The organism is Streptomyces sp. NPDC001514 (assembly GCF_053597075.1).
In genome coordinates this window covers 1-15072 of record NZ_JBSFHO010000017.1, presented here as the reverse complement: position 1 = coordinate 15072, position 15072 = coordinate 1, and the positions used below count along the sequence as shown (strand labels likewise).

13 protein-coding genes and 1 tRNA gene are annotated in these 15072 nt (G+C 71.0%); 11 read left to right on the top strand and 3 right to left on the bottom strand.

Annotated features, from left to right (window positions below; genetic code table 11):
- Positions 1–54: 54 nt before the first annotated feature.
- Both ACWCXB_RS19300 and ACWCXB_RS19295 read left to right on the top strand, forming a co-directional pair.
- Positions 55–564, top strand: coding sequence for a DUF485 domain-containing protein (locus tag ACWCXB_RS19300; RefSeq protein WP_450724359.1), 510 nt, complete (start codon positions 55–57; stop codon positions 562–564).
- A complete protein-coding gene (locus ACWCXB_RS19295; protein ID WP_450724357.1) occupies positions 561–2180 on the top strand; it encodes a sodium/solute symporter in 1620 nt (539 codons plus the stop codon). Before ACWCXB_RS19300 ends, ACWCXB_RS19295 begins: the two co-directional genes overlap by 4 nt.
- 406 nt (positions 2181–2586) lie before the next feature.
- Here the strand turns inward: ACWCXB_RS19295 and ACWCXB_RS19290 are convergent, their stop codons facing one another.
- Both ACWCXB_RS19290 and ACWCXB_RS19285 read right to left on the bottom strand, forming a co-directional pair.
- Complete coding sequence (locus ACWCXB_RS19290) at positions 2587–5301, bottom strand: SUKH-4 family immunity protein (protein ID WP_450724578.1); 2715 nt, start codon at positions 5299–5301, stop codon at positions 2587–2589.
- A gap of 8 nt (positions 5302–5309) precedes the next feature.
- Complete coding sequence (locus tag ACWCXB_RS19285) at positions 5310–6287, bottom strand: SMI1/KNR4 family protein (protein WP_450724355.1); 978 nt, start codon at positions 6285–6287, stop codon at positions 5310–5312.
- Between the two features lie 274 nt (positions 6288–6561).
- Between ACWCXB_RS19285 and ACWCXB_RS19280 the strand changes: the two genes are divergently transcribed.
- Entirely contained in the window at positions 6562–7065 is a 504-nt protein-coding gene (locus ACWCXB_RS19280) for a YwqJ-related putative deaminase (protein WP_450724353.1), read from the top strand.
- A gap of 8 nt (positions 7066–7073) precedes the next feature.
- Positions 7074–7562, top strand: coding sequence for an SUKH-3 domain-containing protein (locus tag ACWCXB_RS19275; protein ID WP_450724351.1), 489 nt, complete (start codon positions 7074–7076; stop codon positions 7560–7562).
- A gap of 35 nt (positions 7563–7597) precedes the next feature.
- Here ACWCXB_RS19275 and ACWCXB_RS19270 read toward each other — a convergent pair whose 3' ends face one another.
- Complete coding sequence (locus ACWCXB_RS19270; RefSeq protein ID WP_450724576.1) at positions 7598–8920, bottom strand: sensor histidine kinase; 1323 nt, start codon at positions 8918–8920, stop codon at positions 7598–7600.
- Between the two features lie 318 nt (positions 8921–9238).
- On the opposite strand from ACWCXB_RS19270, the gene ACWCXB_RS19265 reads away from it, so the two are divergent.
- The 7 genes from ACWCXB_RS19265 to ACWCXB_RS19235 all read left to right on the top strand — a co-directional run bounded on the left by ACWCXB_RS19265 (position 9239) and on the right by ACWCXB_RS19235 (position 14798).
- Positions 9239–9313 (top strand) — tRNA-Gln (locus ACWCXB_RS19265).
- A gap of 115 nt (positions 9314–9428) precedes the next feature.
- Positions 9429–10877 carry a bifunctional UDP-N-acetylglucosamine diphosphorylase/glucosamine-1-phosphate N-acetyltransferase GlmU gene (gene glmU / locus ACWCXB_RS19260; protein ID WP_450724349.1) on the top strand — a complete coding sequence of 483 codons (1449 nt, stop codon included), beginning with the start codon at positions 9429–9431 and terminating at the stop codon, positions 10875–10877.
- Positions 10878–10994: 117 nt separating this feature from the next.
- Positions 10995–11969 carry a ribose-phosphate diphosphokinase gene (locus ACWCXB_RS19255; RefSeq protein ID WP_450724348.1) on the top strand — a complete coding sequence of 325 codons (975 nt, stop codon included), beginning with the start codon at positions 10995–10997 and terminating at the stop codon, positions 11967–11969.
- A 167-nt stretch (positions 11970–12136) separates the two neighbouring features.
- Positions 12137–12739, top strand: coding sequence for a 50S ribosomal protein L25/general stress protein Ctc (locus tag ACWCXB_RS19250; protein WP_450724346.1), 603 nt, complete (start codon positions 12137–12139; stop codon positions 12737–12739).
- Between the two features lie 86 nt (positions 12740–12825).
- The gene (gene pth / locus ACWCXB_RS19245) at positions 12826–13422 is read left to right on the top strand and encodes an aminoacyl-tRNA hydrolase (RefSeq protein ID WP_450724574.1); all 597 of its coding nucleotides are present in this window, start codon (positions 12826–12828) and stop codon (positions 13420–13422) included.
- 65 nt (positions 13423–13487) lie between these two features.
- Positions 13488–13958 carry a hypothetical protein gene (locus ACWCXB_RS19240; RefSeq protein WP_450724344.1) on the top strand — a complete coding sequence of 157 codons (471 nt, stop codon included), beginning with the start codon at positions 13488–13490 and terminating at the stop codon, positions 13956–13958.
- A gap of 171 nt (positions 13959–14129) precedes the next feature.
- Complete coding sequence (locus tag ACWCXB_RS19235; protein ID WP_450724342.1) at positions 14130–14798, top strand: LPXTG cell wall anchor domain-containing protein; 669 nt, start codon at positions 14130–14132, stop codon at positions 14796–14798.
- The last annotated feature ends 274 nt before the right edge of the window (positions 14799–15072 follow it).

The following is a 15072-nucleotide window of genomic DNA, read 5'->3' as shown; positions in this document are numbered from 1 at the left end:
CCTGGCGGGCCCGGGGAACCCCAGCCCGCAAGGGCCGCAAGGAGTCGCCGCACCATGTCGTACGACCACGTATTCCCCGAACCACCCCACTCCGCCCGGCAGCCCTGGCACGCGCCCCCACCGCCGGTGCCGCCGTCGGCCGCCCACGACTTCACCGACGACTTCACCCACGCCGCCGCCCCCGGCCTCGCCTACGACGGCGACCTGCCACGCCTCCGCTCGGGCTACCGCAGACTCCGCCGCGTCGCGACCCTCACCGCGCTCGGCTACTTCACCCTCTTCCTCGTCCTCTCCGGCTACGCCCCCGGGCTGATGACCGGCGAGCTCAGCGGCGGCCTCACCGCAGGAGTGTTCCTGGGGCTCTGCCAGCTGCCCGTGACGCTCGCCGCGATCGCGGTCTACGAGCGGATCGCACGCCGCCGTGTCGACCCCCTCGCCGCGGCGATCCGGCTCCACGCCGAACAGGCGGCGGAGGCCGCGGAGGCGGCCGCGTCCCGCCAGGTTCGCCAGAGCCGCCCCGGGCTCTCCGGATGGCAGCGCTCCACGGGAGGCATGCGCGCATGACCGGCTTCAGCTCCGACGCCCAGACGATGTCGTTCGTCGCGTTCATCGCGGTCATCACGGTGACGCTGCTGCTGTGCGTGATGACCGGACCCGACCGGGACGACCTCGGCGAGTTCTACACCGGCTACCGCTCCCTCTCCCCCGTGCAGAGCGGTCTCGCCATCGCCGGCGACTACATCTCCGCGGCGACCGTGCTCTCCACCATCGGCGTGATCTCCCTCGTCGGCTACGACGGACTCACGCTCGCCCTGAGCACCGTGCTCTCCCTGGTCCTGATGATGTTCCTGCTCGCCGAACCGCTGCGGAACGCGGGCCGGTTCACGATGGGCGACGTCCTCACCCGCCGCTCCCCGGGCCCTGCCGTGCGGATCACCGCAGCCGCGGTCACGCTGGCCGCGCTGCTGCCGCTGGTGATCTTCCAGCTCGCGGGCGCGGGCGATCTGCTCGCCTTCGTCCTCGGCTTCGACGCGGACGGCTTCAAGACCGGGGCCATCGTGTTCCTCGGCGTGCTGATGATCGCGTACGCGGCGATCGGCGGCATGAAGGGCACCGCCTTCATCCAGATCGTCAAGACCGTCGTCCTGCTCGGCGCCGCGACCGTCATCTCCGTACTGATCCTGGACCGCTTCGACTTCAGCCTGCCCGCGCTGCTGGACGCGGCCAAGAAGGGCAGCGGGGCCGGAGACGCGTACCTCGCCTCCGGGCTGCAGTTCGGCGGCGACGAACTGGACATGATCAGCGCCCAGTTGACGGTCGTGCTCGGTGCCGCGGTGCTGCCGCACATCACCATGCGCGTGTTCAGCTCGCGCAACGCCACCGCCGTGCGGCGCTCGATGTCCTGGGCGGTCTCGACCGTCGTCGTGACCTGCCTACTGATCGCCGTCATCGGCTTCGGAGCGGCCGCGATCGTCGGGCACAAGGGCCTCGTCGCGGGCGATCCCCAGGGCAAGACCGCATTCCTGCTGGTCAGTCAGGCCGTGTTCGGCGCGGACACGAGCGCCGTCGAAAGCCTGCTGTTCACGACGGTGACGACGGCGGTCTTCCTCACCCTGCTCGCCTCGGTCGCCGGGATCACCCTCGCCTGCGCCAACACCCTGGCCCACGACCTCATCGCCCACGGGCTGCGCCGTACCAGGCTGCAGCACTCCACGGAGATGGCCGTCGCCCGGGGCGCCGCGGCAGGCGTCGGCCTCGTCGCGATCACCCTCGCGGCGTTCGCCCGGCACTGGAACCTCCAGGCGATGGTCACCCTGTCCTTCTGCATCGGCGCATCGGCGGTCGCCCCCGCCCTCGTCTACAGCATGTTCTGGCGCCGCTACACCCGCACGGGCCTGCTCAGCACGCTCATCGTGGGCACGATCAGCGCGATCGTCCTGATGACGGGCAGCAACCTGGTCTCCGGGTCCCCCCAGTCGGTCTTCCCCGGACACGACTTCAACTGGTTCCCGTTCACCACCACGGGCCTCGTCTCGGTCCCGCTGGGCTTCCTGGCCGGCTGGCTGGGCACGTTCCTGTCCGCACGCGACGCACGCGAGGCCGCGGCCCAGCGCGAGCACTACGCGTCCGTCGAACCGACGATCCTGGCGGGCGCCCCGGCCCCGACGCGGGGCGCGTAAGAGGCGTACGCCCCGGACCCCCTGAAGCCTGCCCGGTCCGTCCGGGCGGCCCGCGTGTCCGTCCTCGATCGCCGGACGGCTCCAAAGGAGCCCTGCTGCGCTTCCCCCACGCCCGTCAGGGCGTAGGGGTCGGGGTCCGGGACGGAGCCCCGAAACTCCGCCTCGCTGGGGTCCCCCCACGCCCGCAGGGCGTAGGGGGAGTTCGAGGCGCCGGGGGCTCGGGGGCGGAGCCCCCGGAACGGGGTCTGGGGGCGAAGCCCCCAGTTCGGGAAGGGGCGGGGTGGGGAAGAAGCCCGCCGCAGGCGCGCCGTCGCCCGTGGCGGGGTGCGCCGGGCCCGGCCCCGACGCACCGGGGCGCCCGGTCCGCGATGCGGACCGGGCGCCCCTTCGCGTATGGCGGACCGCGCTACAGCAGCCCGTCCCACATCTGCTCGAGCAGCACCGACCACCAGCTCTCCGGCGACGACAGTGCCGCCGGGTCGAGGGCCGCGAGCTGGGCCTGGAAGTCGACCGTCCAGCGGCCGGCCTGCTCCGGGTTCAGGCCGAAGCGCAGGCGCCACATCCGTCCGAGCAGGGCGAGGCAGCGCGTGAACTCCGGGAGGCCGCTGTTCACGAACTGCGGCGCCACCGGCTGCCCGCCCGGGCCTCCCTCGACCGGGACCGCCACGATCTGGGCCGTGCCGTACTGGACACAGATCGCCTTGCCGAAGTCGCTGCCCACGACCAGATACGAGCCCGCGTCCGATGCGGGCTGCACCTGCCGCTGAGCGGCAAGCTCCGCCAGTGTCGGCACCACCGGCTGGGCCGGCTGCGCCCAGAAGAACGGGCCGAAGTCGGCCGGCAGCCCCGCCCACACCAGCGTGCGCGCCACGACCTCCGGCACGCCCTGGCGGGACACCGCCCGCTGGTCGAACCGGCAGATGCCCTGCGGCCCGAAGGAACCCACCAGCTCCTGGGCGATCCCCTCCGGGGGGATCGGCGGGGCCGGCTGGACCGGCGGCAGCGGCGCACGCACCGGCGCAGGGCGCGCCGGGCCGTCCGCGACCTGGTGCAACTCGCCCTGATGGGTGAGCAGTTGCTGCATCCCGCCCTGCCGGCTCGCATGGTCCTTGCCGTACGGGGCGATGTTGGTGATCCGCGCCTGGGGCCACGTCTCCCGGATCATCCGGGCGCAGTAACCGCCCGGCAGTTCGCAGGACTCGAGCTCGGTGTGCAGCTCCAGCACCTGGTCGCTGGGCACGTTCATCCCGCGCAGCTCATGGAAGATCTGCCACTCCGGATGCGGGGTGCCCGGCGCCGAGCGGCGGATGAGCTGCTGCTCGGAACCGTCGGGCGCGCGGTAGCGCAGCACGGCCTGGTAGCCGGGGCCGACGACCGGGACACCGGCGGGCGGCTGCTGCGGATAGCCGTACGCCGGCGGCTGCGGGACCTGTGGCGGCTGCGGCTGCGGCTGCGGCTGCGGTACGGGACCGGGGGCACCCGGAGGCGCCTGCGGCGGGGGCACCGGGCCGGGACCGGCCAGCATCGTGGCGGCGTGGTGGACACCGCCCGGGGGCGTACCCGGAGTGCCGCCCGGGGCGCCAGGGGCGCCCGGCGCGCCGGGCGGGCCCGGGGGCTGGGGCGCGCCGGGGCCGCCCTGGTTCGGGCCCGGGCCCGGGTTCGGGCTCGGGTTCGCCAGCATCGTGGCGGCATGGTGGACACCGCCCGGAGGCGTGCCCGGGGCACCCGGCGCCGCGGGCGGGGCCGGAGGCTGCGGGGGCTGAGGCGAACCCGGGCCGCCCGGACCGGGGTTGGCGAGCATCGTCGCCGCCTGGTGCGGCGGAGCCGGCGGCTGCGGTCCGTCCGGGCCGAGCTGCGACACCATCTGCGTCGGTACGTAACCGCCCGCCGGAGCACCAGGGGCGCCCGGAGCACCCGGCCTCGCGCCGGGGACACCGGGCGGGGCGGGCGGCGGCGGAGTCGTCGGGCCGCTCCCGCGCGCAGAACGCCCACGCGGCGGCACCGCGGCCTTGCTGGTCGCGGCGTCGGCGATGTCTCCGGCGCTCGGCCGGCCGGGTGCAGAGGGAGCTGCGGGCGCGGCGGGCGGCTGTGGCCCGGAGGCCTGTGCCGGGCCCGGCTGCGGGTCCACCGCTGGGGCCACCGCGGTCTGCGGCAGCTGGCTGCCGCCCGACATCAACGCGGTCGGCGCGTCCGCACCCACCGACGGCGGCGGGGTGTCGTCGTCGTCCGTCCCCGACAGCGGCGGCGCGAACACGGTCGCCGGCAGCGGCACGGAGCCGTCCCCCGACGCACCGTTCGTGTCGGTCCCGGCCCAGGGAGTGGCCCCACCGGGCCCACCGGACCTCGCCGGCACACCGTCCGACGCGGTGGGCTCGTAGCCCCCGTGGCCTCCGGCGGCCGGCCAGTCGGCACCGGAGCCGGCGGCGGGCGCATCCGGACCGGCAGGGGCGCCCAGCGACGGACCACCGGCAGCAGAACCCTGCGGAGCCCCCGCCGCGGCGGCCGCGGCCGAGCCCGGCCACGCGTCGCCACCGACATGCGAACCACGCCCACCGGTCGACCCGCCGGGCCCACCCTGCGACCAGCCGGAACCCGAAGCGGGCTGCCCCGCGCCGGATTCCTGAGCAGCGCCCGCCGAAGCAGACGCACCGTCACCCGGAGCACCCTGCCCAGCCGCGGCCGCAGGCGCACCGACACCCGCACCCGCACCCGACGAGCCCGCACCCGCATCCGCACGCTGGTTCGGGATGCCCAACTTGTCCGCCGCGTCCTGCAGCCACTCCGGCGGGCTCAGCAGGAACGACGTCTGGTTCAGGTCGATCCGCTGCGGCGGCGCCGCGGCCGGAGCCGCCCCCGCGTCCGGAGTGCCGTACTCCTCCTCGTACCGCCGGATCACCTCACCCACCGGCAGCCCCGGCCACAGCGTGGCCTCCCCGCTGTCCCGGGCGATGACCAGCCGCTGACGACCACCGTCCGACGTCGGCCCGTCCGCACGGTCCTCCGCCCACACGACGAAGCCCAGCTCGAACTCCCGCACCCGCACCTCGCGATGCTGGTACGCGGGCACATCACCGTTGACCCACTCTTCCGCGCGCTCCTGCGCCTGCGCGAACGTCACCATCGAGAAGCTCACTCCCCCACCGGAACAGCACGCGCGAAGCCGCCGTCCACCATCAGGTTCGCCACCGTCTCCAGCTCCGGCGGATTGCCCGCGAGACGCGTCAGAAACGCGTCGAAGTCCTCACCGCACGGCAGCAGCAGCCGCTCCACCCGCTCGTTCACCGACCAGCCGTCCTGGTCCCGCGCGTCGTCATACGCACAGAACCACACCGACCCGGCCCCACCGCCGCGCACTTTCACCGCCAGCAGTCCGCCCTGGACGAAACCGACGCCCAGATAGTCCTTCGTCAAATGGTCCCGCAGACACTTGTTGACGTACACCAGGTCATTGACCGCCGCCTCCTCGCGCACCGTGAAGAACGGCTGGTCGATCAGCAGCCCCAACTCGGCGTCCAACGCCGCACCCACCGGCGCGCACCCACCGGCCGCCTTCAGGAAGGACCGGTACGCACCCGGCAGGCGATACCCCAAATCCTCCTCCACGCCCAGCAGTTGCTGCTCGGACACCGACACCGCACCCTTGGGCAGACCGAAGTGCGCAGGCCGGGTCTCCTGCAGCGGACGCGTACCGCGCTTGGCGTGGTCGACCGCGGCCGTCGCCAGCCCGGCGTGATGCCGCAGCAGCGCCTTCACCTCGACCGGCACCAGCTCCAGCCGGCGGCCGCCCGCCACGTGGTGCCACGTCCAGCCGTGCGGCGTCGCCACCGCCGGGATCGTGTCCCACAACTCATGGCCACCGGCGGCCAGCGCGGCGTTCGCCGACACATAGTCGGTGAGCCGCAGTTCGTCGACACCGAAACCCCCCGGGGGCTCGGCAATCTCCGCGGCGGCACGCGCATACGCCGAAAAGTCCGGATAGCCGTGTTCATCCACCCGCACCCCCATGGGGTGCCGAGCGGCCCGGACCGGGTCCGGGAAGTGCACGACCTGCCCGGCGTAGGCCGCGTTCGGTGGCGCGGCTTGCTGCCCGAGCCGACCTGTCGTCATGGCGGTAGCCCCCTGCTGCGTCTGGCTGGTTGACCACAGCCTATGCGGTGCCGCAACAGGCGGTACCGCCCCCGTACCGCCCCGGGCGCAACCCTTCCGCTTCCGTAACGAACCGTCACCTTCGTGTAACCCTCAGCCGAAGCACGACCGACACAGGCACACGTTTCAGTCACCCCGCTTCCACACCAGGCGTCCCATTTGGCAGGCTGTCCCTTCAACTCGGGGGCGTGCACAGCAGCGGTCGACGCCGCGGGCACGGGAGGGACACAGCACGATGCACACCGCACCATCAGGCACAACCGGCGATCCCCGGCTCAGCTGGAGCAGCGCGGACGCCACCGGCCACGCGCCCACACTGCGCTTCCGGCGCGACGGAATCCTGCCAACCGTGGCAGCAGCACTCTCCGTACGCGGCGAAACCCACACCTGCACCGCCGGAAAGACCGACCAGCCACCCGCACTCCACCCCCTCGTCCAGGACTTCCTCGACACCCTCACCAGCGGCCAGCGCGAACGGTTCACCGGCCGCTGCGCCGAGGCGATCCTGCTCTCCCGCCACCTCACATCGACGGACAACGCCCGCTCCAAACGAGCCCAGCGCAAACCCCTCACCCACGGCGAAGCCCGCCGCTCCCTCAAGCACGCCAAACTCACCGCCCGCCGCATCCGCGAGGACGGCGACCCCCTCCACGGCAGCTACGCCACACCCTGCCGCTCCTGCGCCGCGATGCTCGCCCACTTCGGCGTACGCACCGTCGACCCGACCCAGAACGGCTGAACCGGACCGTGAACGAGCACCACACCACACGCTTCTCCGTCGCCGTCGACGCCGCACTGCGCGAGGCCGGCTGGCAACCCGGCCGCTGGGACATCAAGCAGGCCGAACACTGGGCCGACGCGCTCCGCGCCCACGAATCCCCCGGCGGCCACCGCCACGCCGTCTTCCCCGCCGCCGTCGAAGCCTGGGCCGAGTTCGGCGCCCTCCGCATCACCCCACAGGGATCCGGCCGCGAGATCGCCCCCGCCAACCTCCACTTCGACCCCCTCGCCGGCCTCCACCTCGCCCGCACCCTCGGCGACCTCGGCCGCGCCCTCGACACCGAGATCACCCCGCTCGGCGAGGAAGGCGACGCACAGGCGGTACTGGCCATCGACACCGAAGGCCGCGTCTACAGCCTCGACCACACCGGCGACTGGTACCTCGGCCCGAACGTCGACCAGGCCCTCACCACCCTCATCACCGGCAGCCGGCCGACCCGCCTGACAACGGACTGAGCCACACCGCCATCCACCGACCCGCCGGACTCACGTCACGACACGGCCGGCGCATCCATCGGCAGCACCGCCGACACCCGGAAACCCCCCGCGTCCGTCGGCCCCGACACGAAGACACCACCCAGCGCGGAGACGCGCTCCCGCATACCCACCAGACCATTGCCCCCGCTCGGAAGACCCGCATCCGACGCACCACGATCCGAGGGACCGTTCTCCACCTGCATCGCGATCTCGGCACCACGATGCGCCACCCGCACCCACGTCCTGGCACCCGCCGCATGCTTGTGGACGTTCGTCAGCGCCTCCTGAACCACCCGGTACGCCGTCTGCTCCACCTCCGGCCGGTACACCTGAGCCTCACCGTGCACCATCAGCTCGACGACCATCCCCGCCTGCCGGGACTGCTCCACCAACAGCTCCAGATCCGCCAGCGACGGCCCGTCCTCCGCAGCCGCCGCAGCAGCCGCAGCCGCAGCCGCCCCGACCGCCGCCAACGGCACCGGCTCCGCCACCCGCGACGCCACCACGTCCTCACCCGCCCGCAGCACACCGAGCATCTCCCGCAGCTCGGTCAACGCCTGACGACCCATGTCACCGACCAGCGCCGCGTTCTTCACCGCCTTCTGCGGATCCTTCAACGCCACCGCCTGCAACGCCGCCGCATGCACCACCATCAGGCTCACCCGATGCGCCACGACGTCATGCATCTCACGCGCGATCCGCGTCCGCTCCTCCGTACGCGCCCACTGCGCCTGCTGCTCCGCCCGATCCGCCAGCAGCGACAGCTCCTGCTCCAGACTGACCGCACGCTCCCGCAGACTCTCCATCAGCCGCCGCCGCGCCCCCACATAGAGCCCGAGCAGCACCGGCGGCGCGGTCAGCCCGATCGACATCACGAGCGACACGACCGGCACGTACCACGGCCCCGGATCGAAGTCCGCCGACGCCACATCCTGCCGGGTCCGCACGAACGTCACGATCAACGTCCCCACCAGGGACATCCCCGCCAGCGCAGCCGTGATCCGCCGAGGCACCTCCGAGGCCGCGAGCGTGTACAGCCCCACGATCCCCATCAGGAAGCCCATCTCGGCCGGCGTGATCGCGATCGAGACCAGCACCACGCTCGCCGGCCACCGCCGGCGCAACACCAGCACCGACCCGGCGATCAGCCCGAACACCACCCCCAGCGGCACCGGCAACGCCGAGGTGTCCGCGAACCCGACCCCCTCCAGCGCACACTCCACCGCGGACACGAGACCGAGCCCCACGTCCAACACCGCACTGCGCCGCCGCCCCCACCACAGCCAGGAGCGGGCGCTGTCGCCCGCAGAGTCCTGGTGTGCCCCCGTTGTGGTCATGTCTCCCAGACTACGGAAGCGCGCGAACGATTTTCCGGTGACTTCAGCAGCACGAAGCGTCATCCAGCGCGAAGGCAACCTGCGGCTTCCGGGCCGAGCCGACAGGGGGTCGACGCCTCCACGTCCCGGAAGACAGCACCCAAGCGGCACAACCCAGGACCAAGCGCAGGAACACGGCGGAGGCCTACCAGGGCTGCCTCGTCGTCATCCACGTCACCAAGAGCGCCGATCTACCGTCGCATGGAAGGGGCTTGGTACGGCATAGTGTTGGGTGCCGGTCCGGTGGACTGACCAAGTGTCCGTTTTCGCCGGGTTTCATCCCCTGTGGTGTAATTGGCAGCACTGAGGCTTTTGGTGCCTTATGTCCGGGTTCGAGTCCTGGCGGGGGAGCCACTACTTTCCGGGTCCTGACCTTCACGGTCAGGACCCGCCCTCATTTCACCCCTGAAACGTGCCGGTATCCTTCGGGTGTCCCCCACCCGAAGCATCGAAGCCGAAGGGCATTCCCGTGAGCGCCAACCGCCCGGCCGCCGTCGTCGTTCTCGCAGCGGGTGAGGGCACCCGCATGAAGTCGAAGACCCCCAAGGTTCTGCACGAGATCGCCGGGCGCTCGCTCGTCGGGCATGTCGTGTCCGCCGCCCGTGAGCTGGAGCCCGAGCAGCTCGTCGTGGTCGTCGGGCATGCGAGTGAGCAGGTCAAGGAGCATCTCGCCGCGCACTACGCCGGTACGCGCACCGCGTTCCAGGCCGAGCAGAACGGTACGGGTCACGCCGTGCGGATGGGTCTCGAGGAGCTGGGGCAGGCTCCCGACGGCACGGTCGTGGTCGTCTGCGGGGACACTCCTCTTCTCTCCGGTGAGACGCTGACCGCGCTCGCCGCGACGCACGCCGCCGACGGCAATGCCGTGACCGTGCTGACGGCCGAGGTCCCGGACTCGACCGGGTACGGGCGGATCGTGCGCGATGCCGCGAGTGGTGCGGTGACCGCGATCGTGGAGCACAAGGACGCGACCGAGGCCGAGCGGGCGATCAAGGAGATCAACTCGGGTGTGTTCGCGTTCGACGGGCAGCTGCTCGCGGATGCGCTGGGGAAGGTGCGTACGGACAACAGCCAGGGTGAGGAGTACCTCACGGATGTGCTGGGGATCCTGCGTGAGGCCGGTCATCGCGTGGGGGCGTCCGTCGCGGGCGATCACCGGGAGATCCTCGGGATCAACAACCGTGTGCAGCTCGCCGAGGCGCGCAGGCTGCTGAACGAGCGACTGCTCGAGCGGGCGATGATGGCGGGCGTGACGGTCGTCGATCCGGCGTCGGTGCTGGTCGACGTGACGGTCACGTTCGAGCGGGACGCGGTGATCCATCCGGGTACGCAGCTGCTGGGGGCGACGCACATCGCGGAGGACGCCGAGGTGGGTCCGAACACGCGACTGAAGGACACGACGGTCTGCAAGGGTGCCCGCGTGGACAACACGGTCGCCGACAGCGCGGTGATCGGCGAGTCGGCGTCGGTCGGTCCGTACGCCTATCTGCGCCCGGGTACGAAGCTCGGTCTGAAGGCGAAGGCCGGTACGTACGTGGAGATGAAGAACGCGACGATCGGGGAGGGGACGAAGGTCCCGCACCTGTCGTATGTCGGTGATGCGACGATCGGCGACTACACGAACATCGGCGCGGCGAGTGTCTTCGTGAACTACGACGGGGAGTCGAAGCACCACACCACGATCGGGTCGCACTGCAAGACGGGCTCGGACAACATGTTTGTTGCTCCTGTCACAGTCGGGGACGGCGCGTACACCGCGGCGGGCTCCGTCATCACGAAGGACGTGCCGCCGGGTTCGCTCGCTGTGGCCCGTGGCCAGCAGCGGAATATCGACGGTTGGGTGGCTCGGAAGCGTCCGGGGAGTGCGGCGGCGCAGGCTGCTGCGGAGGCGGGGAAGCTGGTCGACGACGAGGGCTGACCGGAAACGGGTGCGTCATTCTCGGCGTACCGTGATACGTGCACATGATTCGGCTGGCTCGCCGCACAAGGGACGGGCGGATCAGCAGCAGAGCTACACGTCTGAGGAGACAGTGCTGTGACCGGGATCAAGACGACCGGCGAGAAGAAGCTGATGCTCTTCTCCGGCCGCGCCCACCCCGAGCTGGCCGAGGAGGTCGCATCCCAGTTGGGTGTCGGCCTGGTGCCGACCAAGGCATTCGATTTCGCCAACGGTGAGATCTACGTTCGTTTCCAGGAGTCGGCGCGCGGCGCCGACTGCTTCCTGATCCAGAGCCACACGGCTCCGATCAACAAGTGGATCATGGAACAGTTGATCATGATCGATGCTCTGAAGCGGGCCTCGGCCCGGAGCATCACCGTGATCCTTCCGTTCTACGGTTATGCCCGGCAGGACAAGAAGCACCGTGGTCGTGAGCCGATCTCGGCGCGTCTGGTGGCGGATCTGATGAAGACCGCCGGTGCGGACCGGATCCTGACGGTCGATCTGCACACGGACCAGATCCAGGGCTTCTTCGACGGCCCGGTGGATCATCTGTTCGCGCTGCCGCTGCTTGCGGACTATGTGGGCGCGAAGGTGGACCGTTCGAAGCTGACGGTGGTGTCCCCGGACGCCGGCCGGGTTCGGGTCGCCGACCGCTGGTGCGACCGGCTGGACGCGCCGCTGGCGATCGTGCACAAGCGCCGTGACAAGGACGTGGCGAACCAGGTCACCGTCCATGAGGTCGTCGGCAATGTCGAGGGCCGGGTGTGTGTTCTGGTCGACGACATGATCGACACGGGTGGCACGATCTGCGCGGCCGCTGATGCGCTGTTCGCCCACGGTGCGGAGGACGTCATCGTGACGGCGACGCACGGTGTGCTGTCCGGCCCGGCGGCGGACCGGTTGAAGAACTCGAAGGTGAGCGAGTTCGTGTTCACGAACACGCTGCCGGATCCGAACAATCTGGAGCTGGACAAGATCACGGTCCTGTCGATCGCTCCGACGATCGCGCGCGCGGTGCGCGAGGTGTTCGAGGACGGCTCGGTGACGAGCCTGTTCGAGGAGCAGTAGAGATCGATTTAGGCTGCGGCCTCCCTCCGGGTAGACTCATCGGGTTGCTCGGCGAGGGAGGCCGTACCTGTTTTCGGTACGGCGGTCCGTTATCGACGCGCTCTTCGTAGCAGGCCAGTCGTGGCCGGGTGACGGCCATTGTTCGTTTCTGCATACGAGGAGTGCTTATGTCCGAGGTGAAGCTCGCCGCTGAGGCCCGCACCGAGTTCGGTAAGGGTGCCGCGCGCCGCATCCGCCGTGACAGCAAGGTTCCGGGTGTTCTGTACGGCCACGGTGTCGACCCGATCCACGTCACGCTGCCGGGCCACGAGCTGCTGCTTGCGCTGCGTACCCCGAACGTCCTGCTGGCGCTGGAGATCGAGGGCAAGAAGGAGCTGGCGATCCCGAAGGCCGTGCAGCGTGACCCGCTGAAGGGCTTCCTGGAGCACGTCGACCTGCTTCTCGTGAAGCGCGGCGAGAAGGTCAGCGTCGAGGTTCCGGTCCACGCCGAGGGCGAGCTGGCCCCGGGTGGCAACCTGCTGGAGCACGTCCTGAACGCGCTTCCGGTCGAGGCCGAGGCCACGCACATCCCCGAGGCGTTCACCGTCTCCGTCGAGGGCCTGGTGGCCGGCGCCTCCGTCCTGGCGAAGGATGTCGCGCTTCCCGACGGTGTGACCCTGGCTGTCGAGGACGACGCTGTCGTCCTTCAGGTTCTGGCCGCGCAGGCCGAGGAGCCGGCCGCCGAGGGCGAGGGCGAGGCCGAGGGCGAAGAGGTCGCCGCCGAGGCCTGATCCTCCCGGTAGCCGTTCGACTCGCCACCGCCCCCCGCACCGCCCGGTGCGGGGGGCGGTGGCGCTATGAAGGAGACATGCAGCAGATGACGACGGACGCGACCGCCCCCTGGCTCGTCGTGGGTCTCGGCAATCCCGGGCCGGATTATGCGGCGAACCGGCACAATGTCGGGTTCATGGTGGCGGATCTGCTCGCCGAGCGGATCGGCGGGAAGTTCAAGCGGGCGACGAAGGCGCAGGCGCAGGTCGTCGAGGGCCGGATCGGCGCTCCGGGTCCCGGGAACCGCCGGATGATTCTCGTGAAGCCCATGTCGTACATGAATCTGTCCGGTGGCCCTGTGACGGCGCTGCGGGACTTCTACAAGGTGCCGACGGCGAACATCGTTGCGATCCATGACGAGCTGGACATCGACTACGGCACGATGCGGCTGAAGCTGGGTGGCGGTGACAACGGGCACAACGGGCTGAAGTCGATGACGAAGGCGATGGGCCCGGATTATCACCGGTTGCGCTTCGGGATCGGCCGGCCGCCGGGCCGGATGCAGGTCGCCGATTTCGTGCTGAGGGACTTCTCGGCGGCGGAGCGCAAGGAGCTCGACTATTTCGTGGACCGGGCGGCGGATGCGGTGGAGTGTCTGGTGACTGAGGGGCTGGAGCGCGCGCAGAGTGCGTACAACTCCTGACAAGCCCCCCGTAGCGCTGGCCTGAGGTTGACCCAGCGCGGTCGCTTGCCGAAGGATCGCGCCCCATGAAGCGGAACTCCTCCGGCCGGATGCTCGACCACGGCCGCCGTGTCGCCATGGTGCTGGTGGCCCTGCTCCTGCTCGTCGCCGGAGCCTGGTCCTCCTGGTCCACGGCCCAGCACGTCCTGCTCGAGAAGGGCCGCGAGCACGGCACGCTCACCGTCGCCAGCTGCGGCGAGGAGACGTGTACGGGCCCGTACGACCCGGAGGGCCCCGAGGCGTCCCGCGCGGGTATGACGATCGAGCGTTCCGTCGCCGTCACCAAGGGCGCGAAGCTGTCCGTCGTGGTCAAGCCCGGCACCGACGAGGTGGTCCGCACGGGCTGGTCGGGCGCGCTCCACGCCTGGGTCCCCCTCGGCGGCGCGCTCCTTCTGGCCGCGTGTGTCATCGGCGGCGGGCTGCGGTGGACGCGTATCGCGTGGGGCACCGCGGCGGCGGGCGGGGCGTTGCTGCTGGGGGCGTTCTTCGCGCTGTGATCCGCCGGAGGCCCCGCCGGGGCGGTGCAGTCACCCGATCGTTATGGGGACCATTGGGGCAAGTGGTAACGCTTGGTACGGATGAGTCACCGCGTGTATTGACGGTGCGGCGGGGTCGACAGGAAGCTGAGCCGCCCCCCACGGCCTCCCCTCTCCCACGTTGGACTGCCCATGCGCATGCTCATCACTTCCGGCGCGGTGGTGACGGCAGCGGCCTCCGCGCTGCTGTTCGCTCCTTCCGCGCACGCCACGCCTCCCGGCGACAACGGCACGGCGAAGATCCACGACGCCGAGACCGGCGAGGAGCTCCTCAAGAACGAGCCCAAGGTCTGCACCTTCTACCTCGACGGATTCAAGTTCGACGGTGCCCAGAAGGTCGAGTGGCACATCGACGCCTGGGCCAACAACGATCTGCCCAAGGGCACGACCGTCAAGACCGGCTCGCTGACGCTCGACGGCTCCGGTCACGAACGCACCGAGGACATGAACCTCCCGGACGGCCAGTACAAGCTGTTCTGGAACTTTGACAACGAGCACGGCAGCGCCAAGCACAAGGTCTTCTGGACGGACTGCGAGTCCGAGGACGACAAGCCTGGTGACAAGCCCAGTGACAAGCCGGGCGAGAAGCCTTCGGACGAGCCGTCCGGTCCCGCCGCCACCGCGCCCGCGGGTACGCAGCCGACCCCGGCCACGTCCCCGTCGGTGAACGGTGCTTCCGGAGACCTCGCCGAGACCGGTTCGAGCGCACCCGTTGGCGCCCTCTCGGCGACTGCGGCCGCGCTCCTCGGCGCGGGCGGCTACCTCGTCATGCGCCGCCGCAAGGCTCAGCGGCAGCACTGACGCCAGGTCGGGGGTCCGGGGCAAGCCCCCCCGGGCCCCCGGGCCCTGAAGCGGTCCCCAGGCATACCCCCGCCGCGCGCCACAGAGGACCGAGGGCACGCCCTCGAACCCCCGAACACGAAGCGCCGCCGCAGGGGCGCAGCCCCGCCGCAGGGCGCAGGGGGCCGGGGCGCAGCCACGGAAGCTCCTTCACACAACGCCGCTGCCCGGCACCGCAAGGTGCCGGTGCGGCAGACGAGTTCGAGCTTGTCGCGCTGGGCGTCCTCCAGGGTGC

Excerpts from the sequence above, each read along its gene's own strand:
- ACWCXB_RS19240 (WP_450724344.1), top strand. The coding sequence starts at position 13,488 with ATGAAGCGGAACTCCTCCGGCCGGATGCTCGACCACGGCCGCCGTGTC.
- ACWCXB_RS19295 (WP_450724357.1), top strand. The coding sequence starts at position 561 with ATGACCGGCTTCAGCTCCGACGCCCAGACGATGTCGTTCGTCGCGTTC.
- ACWCXB_RS19285 (WP_450724355.1), bottom strand. The coding sequence starts at position 6,287 with ATGACGACAGGTCGGCTCGGGCAGCAAGCCGCGCCACCGAACGCGGCC.
- ACWCXB_RS19280 (WP_450724353.1), top strand. The coding sequence starts at position 6,562 with ATGCACACCGCACCATCAGGCACAACCGGCGATCCCCGGCTCAGCTGG.
- ACWCXB_RS19270 (WP_450724576.1), bottom strand. The coding sequence starts at position 8,920 with ATGACCACAACGGGGGCACACCAGGACTCTGCGGGCGACAGCGCCCGC.
- ACWCXB_RS19250 (WP_450724346.1), top strand. The coding sequence starts at position 12,137 with ATGTCCGAGGTGAAGCTCGCCGCTGAGGCCCGCACCGAGTTCGGTAAG.
- ACWCXB_RS19300 (WP_450724359.1), top strand. The coding sequence starts at position 55 with ATGTCGTACGACCACGTATTCCCCGAACCACCCCACTCCGCCCGGCAG.
- pth (WP_450724574.1), top strand. The coding sequence starts at position 12,826 with ATGACGACGGACGCGACCGCCCCCTGGCTCGTCGTGGGTCTCGGCAAT.
- ACWCXB_RS19235 (WP_450724342.1), top strand. The coding sequence starts at position 14,130 with ATGCGCATGCTCATCACTTCCGGCGCGGTGGTGACGGCAGCGGCCTCC.
- ACWCXB_RS19290 (WP_450724578.1), bottom strand. The coding sequence starts at position 5,301 with ATGGTGACGTTCGCGCAGGCGCAGGAGCGCGCGGAAGAGTGGGTCAAC.